Consider the following 12,733-nt stretch of genomic DNA (forward strand, 5'->3'; position numbering starts at 1 on the left):
CAACATATTTGGCGTTGACTTTTGGCACGCTGTTGAGTTCTCAAGGAACGGACGCTTCCTTCGTACTCACCCCTGCGGGCTTTCCTCCGGACGTTTTCGTTCGGTGTTTCTGTTGTTCTTGCGTCTCCGACTCTATCAGACTGTTTCCAGTGCCGATTTCCTCGGATTCTGCTCGATGCTTTCCAGGTTCTTCGCTTTCGCGTTTTCCCTTTCCGGCGGCTCCGACTCTATCAGAAGTATTTCGGCCGAGTTAATCGGCTTCGTGATTCTGAAAGGCAATCGGAAGACCCTCACGTGGAATCAATTTTCCAGGAGAGCGAGAGAGATGCTAACTGGCTGCCTCAGAGTTTGTCCAACTCGTGGCAACCGTTCGAATCTACCTCCCCCTTGAAGCCATGTCAATGACCTTGGGGCGAAGAGAAGACTAGCAGGTCAGACGGGGTGCCTGCACATCACGCGGCGGTCGGGAGCCCGGCACTGCGGTCAGCGAGTTCGACATCGCCCTGTTCGCCGGATCGGGCCGCGCGGCCTCCGCATACGTACACGTACACAAGGAAGGCCAGCTCTGCGACGACGCCGATGGTGATGCGGGCCCAGGTGGGGAGGCCCGAGGGGGTGACGAAGCCTTCGATCAGGCCGGAGACGAAGAGGACCAGGGCGAGGCCGAGGGCCATGCCCAGGGCTGCCCTGCCCTCTTCGGCCACGGCGGCGCGGCGGGTGCGGGGGCCTGGATCGATGAGGGTCCAGCCGAGGCGCAGGCCGGTGCCGGCGGCGACGAAGACGGCAGTGAGTTCCAGGAGGCCGTGCGGTGCGACCAGGCCGAGGAAGGTGTCGAGGCGTCCCGCGGAGGACATCAGGCCGATACCCACGCCGAGGTTGAGCATGTTGAGGAAGAGGACCCAGAGGACCGGAACACAGAGGAAGGCGCCCAGGACGAGACACATGGCTGCTGCCTGAGCGTTGTTCGTCCAGACCTGGGCGGCGAAGGAGGCGGCGGGGTGGCTGGAGTAGTACGTCTCGTACTGGCCGCCGGGGCGGGTCATCTCGCGGAGGTCGGCCGGTGCCCCTATCGAGGCCTGGACCTCGGGGTGGGCGGCGATCCACCAGCCGATGGCGGCGGCTACGGCTATGGAGAGCAGTGCGGTGGGGATCCACCAGCGGCGGGAGCGGTAGACGGCCGCCGGAAAGCCGTGGGTCAGGAAACGGGCCGCGTCGCGCCAGGAGGCGCGGCGGGTGCCGGTGACGGTGGAGCGGGCGCGGGCCACGAGCTGGGTGAGGCGGGCGACGAGAACGGGGTCGGGAGTCGTCGATTGGAGGAGGGAGAGGTGCGTGGCGGTGCGCTGGTAGAGGGTAACGAGCTCGTCGATCTCCGTGCCGTTCAGACGGCGGCTGCGGCCCAGGAGGCGGTCGAGGCGGTCCCACTCGGCGTGGTGGGCGGTCACGAAGACGTCGAGGTCCATGATCGGCTGCTGCTCCAGGCACTGGGTCCGGGTCCGACGGGATGGCACAGCACTGCGCGCGCTGGTTGTCAGCTTGGCAGACTGAGGATTTCAGGGGCGGGAAGGGCTGCGAGAGGTGGCACCGGTGAGCGGGTTCGTGACGGGCGATGCGGTCGTGCTGGGGGTGCGGCCCGCGCGTCTGCCGAGCCGGGCCCTGGCGCTGCTCATCGACATGGTGGTGATCTGGGCGCTGTATCTCGGCATTTCGCTGGGGCTGGTGCTGGCCACCGCGTCGCTGGACGAGGCGGCTGCGGCAGCGGTCATGGTCGGATCGTTTCTGCTGGTGCTCGTGGGGGTGCCGATCGCCGTGGAGACGCTGACCCGTGGGAAGTCCCTCGGAAAATTGGTCTGCGGGCTGCGGGTGGTCAGGGACGACGGTGGCCCGATCCGGTTCCGGCACGCGTTGGTGCGGGGAGCGGTGGGGGTCGTGGAGATCCTCGCGACGTTCGGGGTGGTGGCCTGTGTCGCGTCCCTGGTCTCCGAGCGGGGGCGGCGGATCGGGGATGTGTTCGCGGGGACGCTGGTGGTGCGGGAACGGGTGTCGGCGGGGCGGGTCGACGCGGTTCCGCCTCCTCCGCCGTGGCTGGCGGGGCGGTTCGCCTCGTTGGATCTGTCGCGGGTGCCTGACGGTCTGTGGCTTGCGGTACGTCAGTACCTGACCCGGATGCGGCAGTTGGACCCGCAGGTCGGGGCACGTATGGCGGAGCGGCTGGCCGGGGACCTCGCGGAGCGCACCGGGGTGGACATACCTCAGGGGGTGGCGCCGGCCGCGTATCTGGCGGCGGTGGTGCAGGAGCGGCAGATGAGGGACGCGCGGCGGGTGACGCGGGGGGCGGGGGCAGGTGCGGGGTTGCCGCACGCCGGTGTGGCGGCAGCGGATGTGCCGGGGGCGGCTGGTCAGGGTGGGATCGCCGGGCTGGGGGGTGCGTACGGCTCGGTGACGGATGGGGGGCCGGAGATGACCGGGCCCGGTGGGGCTCCGGGTGGCGGCTCGCCTGCTCCTGCTCCTGCTCCTGCTCCTGCTCCTGCTCCTGCTCCTGCTCCTGCTCCTGCTCCTGGAGGGTCTGTGATGGGGCGGGAGGGTGGGAAGTCTGCGGGAACGGGGTTTGTGCCGCCGGCTTAGGAGTTGGTGGGGGCCGGGTCTGTGGGCTCGGGGGGATCGGTGGGGAAGGCCGAGGGTGGGGTTTCCAGGTCCTCCAGCTCGATGCCCGGGGCGGAGAGGACGACGTCGCCCGCGATGTGGACCTGATGTTGTTCCCCGGTGTCCAGGTCGTTGACCTGGTATTCGTCCACGGTCAGGGGTCCGTTGTCAGTGGCGTGTGCTTCGCTTTTCACCAAGGACCAGGACTGGTCGAGCGTACGTGGTGCCAGGACCGGGTCCGTGAAGCAGACCAGACGGACGCGAGTGGCCGGGGAAGCGGGGGTGAGGCGCAGGAGACGGGAGAGGGCGACGAGGAACGCCGGGGAAGTGCCGGTGAAGGCGTGGGCGCGGACATTGCCTTCGGTGGCGTGAACCCCGGTCGGGTCGGTACGGACCCAGGTGACGCCGTCCAGGGCGGCGCCCCGGACCTGCCAGCTCGCGGCGTGGAGTTCGAGGCGGATGGGGCGGCCGAGGTCGTCGAGGGCGAGGTCGACGGAACCGGCGTGGTCGCCGGAAGGGGTGGTGGTCTGGGAGACGTAGCGCCAGCCGGAGGGGCCGGGTGCGCAGTGGAAATGTTCTTCGCCGAGGGGGCGGTGGTCGTGGGGATCGTGGAGCGAATATCGGCCGCGGGGCATGGGGTGTTTCGGGTCCTTCGGGTCGCTTGAGGGCCGGGCCCTGCGGGGGCGTGGGAGGGCCGGCGCGTCGGGGACGCGCGGGTCGTCGGGCGGAGAGGCGTGCGGGCCGCCGGTCGTGCGCAGTTCCGTCGGCGGGTCGCGGGGCTCCGGTGGGGGGCGGTGTGTCGGCCCGTCCGGTGCGGATCGTACGGGGAGGCGGGTCGTGGGGGCCGTGGTGCGTGCGGGGTCCGGTCCGGTGGTGGGCCGTAGGACGTGAAGGGGGTGGGGACTTCCGGTCGGCGGCGCGCGGGGTGCCCGGGGGGCGGGGGCTGGTGGGCCGGGGGCGGCCGTGGGGACGGGGCAGGCCCCCGGCACTGGGTGGCGGGGGCCTGCGGGACAGCTGGGCTGTCGGCTGCTGCTGGGGAGCGGCGTGCTGCCGGTCGGATCAGTAGCGGTAGTGGTCCGGCTTGTACGGGCCCTCGACCTTGACGCCGATGTAGTCGGCCTGCTCCGGGCGGAGGGTCGTGAGCTTGACGCCGAGGGCGTCGAGGTGGAGGCGGGCGACCTTCTCGTCGAGGTGCTTGGGGAGCACGTAGACGTCGGTCGGGTACTCCTCCGGCTTGGTGAACAGCTCGATCTGGGCCAGGGTCTGGTCCGCGAAGGAGTTGGACATCACGAAGGAGGGGTGGCCGGTGGCGTTGCCCAGGTTCAGGAGGCGGCCCTCGGAGAGGACGATGAGGACCTTGCCGTCGGGGAAGGTCCAGGTGTGGACCTGGGGCTTGACCTCGTCCTTGACGATGCCGGGGATCTTGGCCAGGCCGGCCATGTCGATCTCGTTGTCGAAGTGGCCGATGTTCCCGACGATGGCCTGGTGCTTCATCTTGGCCATGTCGGCGGCCATGATGATGTCCTTGTTGCCGGTGGTGGTGATGAAGATGTCGGCCGTCTCCACCACGTCGTCGAGGGTGGCGACCTGGTAGCCGTCCATCGCGGCCTGGAGGGCGCAGATGGGGTCGATCTCGGTGATGATGACGCGGGCGCCCTGGCCCCGGAGGGACTCGGCGCAGCCCTTGCCGACGTCGCCGTAGCCGAAGACGACCGCGACCTTGCCGCCGATGAGGACGTCGGTGGCGCGGTTGATGCCGTCGATCAAGGAGTGGCGGCAGCCGTACTTGTTGTCGAACTTCGACTTGGTGACGGCGTCGTTCACGTTGATCGCCGGGAAGAGGAGCGTCTGGTCCCGGTGCATCTCGTACAGGCGGTGGACGCCGGTGGTGGTCTCCTCGGTCACGCCGCGGATCTCGGAGGCGAGCTGGGTCCACTTCTGGGGGCTCTCACCGAGGGTGCGGTTGAGGAGCGTGAGGATGTGCGCGTACTCCTCGGAGTCCGCGGTGGACGGGTCCGGGGCGGCGCCCGCCTTCTCGAACTCGACACCCTTGTGGACGAGGAGGGTGGCGTCGCCGCCGTCGTCCAGGATCATGTTCGGGCCGCCGGTGGGGGTGTTCGGCCAGGTCAGGGCCTGCTCCGTGCACCACCAGTACTCCTCCAGGGTCTCGCCCTTCCAGGCGAAGACCGGGACGCCGCGGGGGTCCTCGGGGGTGCCTTCGGGGCCGACCGCGATGGCGGCGGCGGCGTGGTCCTGGGTGGAGAAGATGTTGCAGGAGGCCCAGCGGACCTCGGCGCCGAGGGCGACCAGGGTCTCGATGAGGACCGCGGTCTGGACGGTCATGTGGAGGGAGCCGGTGATGCGGGCGCCCGCGAGGGGCTGGGCGGCGGCGTACTCCTTGCGGATCGACATCAGGCCGGGCATCTCGTGCTCGGCGAGAGTGATCTCCTTGCGGCCGAAGGCGGCGAGGGAGAGGTCGGCGACCTTGAAGTCCTGGCCGGTGGCGTCAGTCGTCATGAAGTGCTGCTCCTCGTGAGGTCGTTCGAGGTGGTTGCGGCTGATCTGCGGCGACGGGCATGCGAACACACGAATGCCCGAGCACTCGCAGCGCAGTCCGTCGGAGGCCCTCTCTCCCTCGGCCGGTCCTGCGGACCGCCCGACCGCCATCAGCAGCGACGTCTGGCTAGGTCTACGAACTTACACCGATCGGCCCAGTCGGCCCCAGTCCGCCCCTGGGACCGGGCCCGGCGGAAGTCGCGTTGCGGGGCGGGGCATTTCGGGGTGTTCGGGGCCCGGGGGCGGGTTCGGTGCTGGTCACGAGGGGTGCGTGCCGTGGGTCGGCCGGGTGCGGGAGCGGCGTGGGGGCGGGGCCGAAAATCGTACGGTCGGACCAGGGAAAGGCCGAAGGCCCGCGCCGGGGGCGGCGGGGCCTTCGAGGGTGGGCGAGGTGCGGTCAGAGGGTCTTGTCGGGGGTGGGGCCGCCCGGCGTGCGGGCCGGGTTCCGGCCCGAGGCCGCGGCGGACTCGCTGTAGATGTCCGGCTCCAGGTAGATGACGCGGGCGATCGGGACCGCGGCGCGGATGCGGTCCTCGGCGGCGTTGATCGCGGAGGCGACCTCGGCTGCGGTGTCGTCGTGCTGGACGGCGATCTTGGCGGCGACGAGGAGTTCCTCGGGGCCGAGGTGCAGGGTGCGCATGTGGATGACGTCGGTGACGTTGTCGTCGGCGACGATCGCGGCCTTGATCTTGGCGACCTCCTCGGTGCCGGCGGCCTCGCCGAGCAGGAGGGACTTGGTCTCGGCGGCGAGGATGATCGCGATGGCGATCAGCAGGATGCCGATGCAGAGGGTGCCGATGCCGTCCCAGACGCCGTTGCCGGTGGCGAGGGCGAGGCTGACGCCGACCAGGGCGAGGACCAGGCCGACCAGGGCGCCGAGGTCTTCGAGCAGCACGACGGGGAGCTCGGGGGCCTTGGCGCGGCGGACGAAGTTCTTCCAGGACTGGTTGCCGCGGGTCTGGTTGGACTCCTTGATCGCGGTGCGGAAGGAGAAGCTCTCCGCGATGATCGCGAAGACGAGGACGCCGACCGGCCAGTACCAGGCCTCGATCTCGTGCGGGTCGTGGATCTTCTCGTAGCCCTCGTAGATGGCGAACATGCCACCGACGGTGAACAGGACGATGGAGACGAGGAAGGCGTAGATGTAACGCTCGCGGCCGTAGCCGAAGGGGTGTTCCGGGGTGGCTTCGCGCTTGGCCTTCTTGCCGCCGAGCAGGAGCAGGCCCTGGTTGCCGGAGTCGGCGAGCGAGTGGACGCTCTCCGCGAGCATCGAGGACGAACCACTGAAGAGGAACGCCACGAACTTTGCTACGGCGATCGCGAGGTTGGCTGCGAGTGCCGCCACGATTGCCTTGGTGCCGCCTGACGCGCTCATGGGTGCAGGGTTCCTTCCTGGATGTCCTGGGTGCTGCGGCCCGAGCGCCGCTGTGGGTGTGGCGGCACATTGTTGCAGCTTGGCGGGGCGAGGGGGGCCGGTGGTGCGTCAGACGGCGATGGTGGCCCGGAATACGGTGCCAGGGCCGGACAGTTCGGTCTTTTCGTCGGCCGGTACGAAGACGGACTCGCCCGGGGCCAGGGGGAGGTCGCCCGCGCGCGGGGAGCCGGCGGTGCACAGGAGGATCTGCGGGGCGCCGGCCGGGAGGCGGGCCGGGGCGGCGTCGGCGGCGAGGACGTAGCGGGAGAGCCGGAACTCGTCGATCGGGGTGTCGTACAGCTCCTCGCCGTCGGGGGCGGCTTCGGGGCGCAGGACTCCGGGGTCGGTGGCTTCGAAGCGCACGACGCGCAGGAGTTCGGGGACGTCGACGTGCTTGGGGGTGAGGCCGCAGCGCAGGACGTTGTCGGAGTTGGCCATGATCTCCACGCCGAGGCCGTCGAGGTAGGCGTGCGGGACGCCGGCGCCGAGGAAGAGGGCTTCGCCGGGCTGGAGCCGGACGTGGTTGAGGAGCATCGCGGCGAGGACGCCCGGGTCGCCGGGGAAGTGGTGGGCGAGGCCGGCGTAGGCCGCGTACGCGGCTGCTTCGGTGGGGGCGGTGGCGGGGTCGGCGGCCAGGCGGGCGGCGGCGTGGGCGGTCGCGGTGACGGTGGCGGCCATGTCGGCGGGGTCGGCGGTCAGTACGGCGGTGAGGACTTCGCGCAGGGCGGCTTCCTCGGGGTGGGCCCGCAGCAGGTCGGCGTAGGGCTTGAGGGAGTCGACGGCGAGGGCGTCGAGGAGGTCGGCCGATTCGGCGGGAACCCGGAAGCCGCACAGTCCGTTGAACCCGGTGAGCGCGCAGATGAGTTCGGGCTTGTGGTTGGCGTCCTTGTAGTTGCGGTCCGGGGCGTCGACGGGGACTCCGCGTCGTTCCTCGTCGGCGTATCCCTCCTGCGCCTGGGCGAGGTTCGGGTGGACCTGGAGCGAGAGGGGTGCCCCGGCGGCGAGCACCTTGAAGAGGAACGGCAGTCGCGGGCCGAACTTCTTCACCGCCGCCGGGCCGAGCTCGCCCTCGGGGTCGGCGGCGATGACGTCGGAGAGCGGCCGGAGCGGCCGGAGCGCCTGGGGGTCGCTGTCCGTGGGCCGGTCGACGGCGCCTGCGGCGTCGCGGGCGGCGGGTGTGCCGTGGGCGCCCCGGGTGGGGCGGGCGATGCGGGAGGGTGCGCCGGGGTGGGCGCCCATCCACAGTTCGGCCTGCGGTTCGCCGGTGGGCTCGGTGCCGAGGAGTTCCGGGATGGCGGTCACGGAACCCCAGGCGTAGGGGCGCACGGTGTTGGCGAGGCGATCCATGGTGGCTCTTTCCGGTCCGGGGCCGTGGTGCGGACTCGATCCTCGGGGACGACCGGGACGTCCCGGCGACGAGTCCGTGGAGCAGGAGAGAAGAGAGGGTTTTCTGGCGTTGCGTAAGCGGGGTCGGCGGCGGGTGCCGACGACGGGGTGCCGGTGGTCAGGCGGCGGGGGGTGCGGTGGCGGCGAGGGCGAGGTAGGCGGTCGCGAAGTCGGTGACGGCGAGGAGTTCGGCGAGGCTTTCCAGTTCGCCGCCCTCTTCGGGTTCGAGTTCGCTCAGGGGGGTGTCGTGGCCGAGGGCGAGCTCGCGGGCGGCGGGGGCGGCGGAGAGGCCTCCGGTGGGGCGGTCGCGGAGCAGGACCACGCGGGCGCGCAGGGCCTGCGGTTCGTCCACCCGGTCGCGGAAGAAGTCGTCCGGGTCGGCCCCGGCGGCGTACCCGCCGGTGAGGAGCATGCCGTGGGCGGGCAGCGCCTCGGGGAGTTCGGCGGCGAGGGCGGGGCGGCCGGCGAGTTCGGCCAGGACGGCGGCGAAGCGGCGGCCGGCCGGGGCCGCGAGGATGCCTTCGGTCCACACGAGCGGGAGGGCGTCGACGAGTTCGGAGGCGAGGGTCTTGGCGGGGTTGCTGTAGGTCACGATCGCGGGGCCGCAGCGTTCGGCGGTGCGGTCCAGGCGGTCGGCGACGCCCTGGAGGGTGTCCGGCGGGGCGGAGAGCAGGCCGACCCGGTCCAGCAGGACCAGGAGCGGGGTGAGGAGGGCCCAGAGCGGGCCGGGGCCCGCGGTCGAGCCGTCGTCGTACTCCTCCTCGTACGGGGCGACGGCCATCGGGACGAGGAGGCCGGTCGCGCCGTTGACGGACTCGCTCAGCGGGGAGCGCTGGGGGGCGACGGCGACGACGGTGCAGCCTCGGCGGTAGGCCTGCTCGGCGAGGAGGGCGAGGCCGGGTTCGGCGCCGTCCGTGGTGACGAGGAGGAGCAGGTCGACGGGGCCCGCCCAGCCGGGGAGGGACCAGCGCAGGGCGCCCGCGGCGGGGGCGACGCCGGTCGGGCGCAGGTGCGTCACCGGGCAGGTGGCGCCCGCGAGGGAGGCCAGCAGGTCGGCCACGCCGGTGGCGGCGACGCCGGGGCCCGCGATCAGTACGGCGCGGGGGCGGCCGTCGGGCTTGAGGTCGGCGAGGCCGGCTTCGGTGGCGTGCCGGACGGCGGTGCGGACCCGGGCTCCGGCTTCGGCGGCGCCGCGCAGGAGGCCGCGGTGGTCGGCGCGGGCCAGTGCTTCGGGGCTGTCGAGGAGCGAATCGTCAAGCATGGGGTGGGGCCTCCGATCGCCGTGCACGGATGAGGGCTTGGAGCTCGTGCGGAGGGGGATCGGGGTGCTGGGTCCCTGCTCCGGGTGGGCTGGGGGTGCGGGATGGGTGCCGGGTGGGCTGCGGGTGTGCTTGGGGTGTGCGCCCGATGTGCTGCGGACGGGTGGCCCGGCCGGGGCGCGCGGCGTCGGCCGGGGTCGGAGCGTGGCGGATCAGGCGGGGCGGCGGGCCTCGTCGACCAGGAGGACCGGGATGCCGTCGCGGACGGGGTAGGCGAGGCCGCAGTCCTTGCTGGTGCAGATCAGTTCCGGGGTGTCGGCGGCCGACTTGTCGCCGAGGGGGGAGTGACAGGCCGGGCAGGCGAGGATCTCCAGGAGGCCGGCTTCGAGGGGCATGGGGTGGTCCTTTCGGGGGGCGTGGGTGGGGTGGGGTCAGCTTATCGCTGGGGTGGGGTGGGGTGGGGGCCTGCCGGGGGTGAGGGGTGCGGGGTCGGGCCCGGGGCGGGGGGCGGGGCGCGGTGGGGAGGGTGCCCGGCGCAGGTGCTCGGGCAGGGGCGGCACCCGGGTGGGCCGGGAGCGGGAGGGGCCGCCCCCTTGCCCGCCCGTCCCGCCCCCTTGGGGCGGCCCCGTCGCCCAAGGGGGCTGGGGGGAGTGAGGAAGGCGGCCCGCCGCCCATAGGGGCGGGGGCAGGGCGGGCCCGTCGCCCACGTGGGGGGGGTGGCTCCCCGTCCGAAGGGGGTGGGGTTCTGGGGTCAGGTGCGGATCAGGGCGAGGACGTCGTCGCGGAGTTTGCGCATGGTGGAGTCGTCGCGGGCCTCGACGTTGAGGCGCAGCAGGGGCTCCGTGTTGGAGGCGCGGAGGTTGAACCACCAGTCGGTGCTGGAGACCGTGAGGCCGTCGAGGTGGTCGAGGGTGGTGTCCGGGAGGCCGGCGTAGGCGGCCTGCACGGCGGCGGTGCTGGCGGCCTGGTCGGCGACGGTGGAGTTGATCTCACCGGAGCCCGCGTAGCGGTCGTAGGAGGCGAGGAGCGCGGAGAGGGGGGTCTCCTGGCCGCCGAGGGCGGCGAGGACGTGCAGGGCGGCGAGCATGCCCGTGTCCGCGTTCCAGAAGTCCTTGAAGTAGTAGTGCGCGGAGTGCTCGCCGCCGAAGATGGCACCGGTGGTCGCCATCTCCTGCTTGATGAAGGAGTGGCCGACGCGGGTGCGCACCGGGGTGCCGCCGTGTTCGCGGACGACCTCGGGGACGGACCACGAGGTGATCAGGTTGTGGATGACCGTGCCCCGGCCGCCGTTGCGGGCGAGTTCACGGGCGGCGACCAGCGCGGTGACGGCGGACGGGGAGACGCCCACGCCCTTCTCGTCCACGACGAAGCAGCGGTCGGCGTCGCCGTCGAAGGCGAGGCCGAGGTCGGCGCCCTCGGCCAGGACGCGGGCCTGGAGGTCCACGATGTTCTTCGGGTCGAGCGGGTTCGCCTCGTGGTGGGGGAAGGTCCCGTCGAGTTCGAAGTACATCGGTACGAGGGTGACGGGCAGGGCGGCGAAGACGGTCGGGACCGTGTGCCCGCCCATGCCGTTGCCCGCGTCGACGACGACCTTCAGCGGGCGCATCGCGGAGAGGTCGACGAGGGACAGCAGGTGGGCCGCGTAGTCCTGCAACGTGTCGCGGGAGACGAGGGTTCCCGGGGCGTCCACCGGTGCCGGGGCTCCGGCCTGCGACCACTCCTCGACCAGGGCGCGGATCTCCGCGAGGCCGGTGTCCTGGCCGACCGGGGCGGCGCCCGCGCGGCACATCTTGATGCCGTTGTACTGCGCCGGGTTGTGCGAGGCGGTGAACATGGCGCCGGGGACGTCCAGGGTGCCCGATGCGTAGTACAGCTGGTCCGTCGAGCAGAGGCCGATCTCGGTGACGTCGGCGCCGCGGGCCGCCGCGCCGAGCGCGAAGGCGCGCGCGAGGCCGGGCGACGAGGGCCGCATGTCGTGGCCGACGGCGATCGATTCGGCGCCCGTGACCTGGACGAAGGCGGCTCCGAAGAGTTCCGCGAGGTGCTCGTCCCACTGGTCGGGCACCACCCCGCGTACGTCGTACGCCTTCACGATCTGCGACAGATCAGCAGCCACGTGCCACCCCTTGGAAAAGTCCTGTTCGGTCGCCCCAAACTACCCGTACGGGGGTTCTTCGGACCCTGCGGTGACGCATCGCGGGCGGAGCCGGCGCCTACTCGGGCGAGCGCAGGACCCGCAGGTGGCCGCGGCGGGCGGCGGAAGGGGAGGCCGGATTCACGGTGCGCGCGCCGGTGGCGTCGGGGTCGGCGGGGCGCTCGTGCGGCCGGGCGGCCTCGCGGACCGCGTTGGCCAGGGCTTCGAGGTCGTCACCGCTGGGGCGGGCCGGGGCGGAGCCGTCGGTGAGGCGCACGACCTCCCAGCCGCGGGGTGCGGTCAGGCGGTCGGAGTGCTCGGCGCACAGGTCGTAGCAGTGCGGCTCGGCGTAGGTGGCGAGCGGACCGAGGACGGCGGTCGAGTCCGCGTAGACGTACGTCAGTGTCGCGACGGCAGGACGACCGCACGCAGTGCGCGAACAGCGACGTACAGGGCTCACGACGTTGGACGGTACCGCACTCTTGAACGGGCCGCGACGACTCTCCCCCCACGTCACCCCACCGTGTCGTTCCCGGACGGCTGTGCCCGGCGTCGGCGGCGGCACCGTTGTGACCTGCGAGGAGACCGCCGCGGGCGGGAGCGGGGCGGCTTCCCGGGGGAGGCCGAGGGCGAGGAAACAGGTCGACTTCAGCGGGGCAAGAGGTCGCAGAGGTTATGAAAACGAGCCCGTGATTGGCTGAAATGATCATTCTGTTACGGCGAGGGCGGCTGAACGGAAGCCGGGCGGGTGATCGGCGGGAGCCCGGCGGAGCGCGCACGGGACGCGGACCGCCGTGCTGTGCGGAGGGCTACGCTGCGTCAGTGATGGACAGTTCCGGACCGCCCCGCTCCCCCGACCCGCACGCACCCGAGCCGTACGCCGTGGAACCGCGGCCCACGGGCCCCCGGCCGCGCAGGCGCGACCGCCACGGGCGCGGCATGCGCGGGCCCGTCGCACCGCCGCAGGTGCCGCTGTCGGCCAGCAGGGCGGAGGCCTTCGGCGATCTCGTGCAGGACTCGGTGGAGCGGCTGGAGCGGCGCTGGCCGCAGCTCGCCGAGGTCGACTTCCTGGTGCTCGACGTACCGCGCACGGCCACCGCGGACGGGCCCGAGGAGTGGTCGGACGAGCCCGTTCCGCTCGGCGGTGCGGTGCCTTCCCGGGAGGGCCGGCCGGCGTGCGTGGTGGTCTACCGGCGTCCGGTGGAGATCCGCACCAAGAGCCGTGACGAGCGGGCGATGCTGGTGCACGAGGTGGTCGTGGAGCAGGTCGCGGAGCTGCTGGGGCTGGCGCCGGAGTCGGTCGACCCGCGCTACGGGCAGGAGTGAGGGCGGTACGGGGGCGCG

11 protein-coding genes are annotated in these 12,733 nt (G+C 72.0%); 2 read left to right on the plus strand and 9 right to left on the minus strand.

The window, feature by feature from the left end; all coding sequences use genetic code 11:
- Positions 1 to 452 precede the first annotated feature (452 nt).
- A complete protein-coding gene (locus ACIP93_RS00005) occupies positions 453 to 1,460 on the minus strand; it encodes a stage II sporulation protein M (protein ID WP_401753917.1) in 1,008 nt (335 codons plus the stop codon).
- A gap of 124 nt (positions 1,461 to 1,584) precedes the next feature.
- On the opposite strand from ACIP93_RS00005, the gene ACIP93_RS00010 reads away from it, so the two are divergent.
- On the plus strand, positions 1,585 to 2,622 hold the full coding sequence (locus ACIP93_RS00010; protein ID WP_401753920.1) for an RDD family protein: 1,038 nt from the start codon (positions 1,585 to 1,587) through the stop codon (positions 2,620 to 2,622).
- Here ACIP93_RS00010 and ACIP93_RS00015 read toward each other — a convergent pair.
- The 8 genes from ACIP93_RS00015 to ACIP93_RS00050 form a co-directional block, all read right to left on the minus strand.
- Positions 2,619 to 3,275 (minus strand): hypothetical protein, encoded by a 657-nt coding sequence (locus ACIP93_RS00015; protein ID WP_401753923.1) that lies wholly within the window; start codon positions 3,273 to 3,275, stop codon positions 2,619 to 2,621. The two genes, ACIP93_RS00010 and ACIP93_RS00015, sit on opposite strands and share 4 nt — an antisense overlap.
- A gap of 424 nt (positions 3,276 to 3,699) precedes the next feature.
- Positions 3,700 to 5,157: an adenosylhomocysteinase gene (gene ahcY / locus ACIP93_RS00020; RefSeq protein WP_345222347.1), complete on the minus strand. Its 1,458-nt coding sequence runs from the start codon at positions 5,155 to 5,157 to the stop codon at positions 3,700 to 3,702.
- A gap of 436 nt (positions 5,158 to 5,593) precedes the next feature.
- Positions 5,594 to 6,571: a cation diffusion facilitator family transporter gene (locus ACIP93_RS00025; RefSeq protein ID WP_345222345.1), complete on the minus strand. Its 978-nt coding sequence runs from the start codon at positions 6,569 to 6,571 to the stop codon at positions 5,594 to 5,596.
- 108 nt (positions 6,572 to 6,679) lie between these two features.
- A complete protein-coding gene (gene manA / locus ACIP93_RS00030; protein WP_401753927.1) occupies positions 6,680 to 7,957 on the minus strand; it encodes a mannose-6-phosphate isomerase, class I in 1,278 nt (425 codons plus the stop codon).
- A gap of 157 nt (positions 7,958 to 8,114) precedes the next feature.
- On the minus strand, positions 8,115 to 9,257 hold the full coding sequence (locus ACIP93_RS00035; protein WP_401753930.1) for an SIS domain-containing protein: 1,143 nt from the start codon (positions 9,255 to 9,257) through the stop codon (positions 8,115 to 8,117).
- 210 nt (positions 9,258 to 9,467) lie between these two features.
- Positions 9,468 to 9,650: a Trm112 family protein gene (locus tag ACIP93_RS00040; protein WP_345222338.1), complete on the minus strand. Its 183-nt coding sequence runs from the start codon at positions 9,648 to 9,650 to the stop codon at positions 9,468 to 9,470.
- Between the two features lie 356 nt (positions 9,651 to 10,006).
- A complete protein-coding gene (locus ACIP93_RS00045) occupies positions 10,007 to 11,371 on the minus strand; it encodes a phosphomannomutase/phosphoglucomutase (protein WP_401753935.1) in 1,365 nt (454 codons plus the stop codon).
- Between the two features lie 97 nt (positions 11,372 to 11,468).
- Positions 11,469 to 11,906, minus strand: coding sequence for a DUF3499 domain-containing protein (locus ACIP93_RS00050; protein ID WP_345222333.1), 438 nt, complete (start codon positions 11,904 to 11,906; stop codon positions 11,469 to 11,471).
- 308 nt (positions 11,907 to 12,214) lie between these two features.
- Here ACIP93_RS00050 and ACIP93_RS00055 point away from each other — a divergent pair, with 308 nt between their 5' ends.
- Entirely contained in the window at positions 12,215 to 12,715 is a 501-nt protein-coding gene (locus ACIP93_RS00055) for a metallopeptidase family protein (RefSeq protein ID WP_380836835.1), read from the plus strand.
- Positions 12,716 to 12,733 lie beyond the last annotated feature (18 nt).

It is taken from the genome of Streptomyces sp. NPDC088745 (assembly GCF_044751045.1).
GTDB lineage: Bacteria > Actinomycetota > Actinomycetes > Streptomycetales > Streptomycetaceae > Streptomyces > Streptomyces cremeus.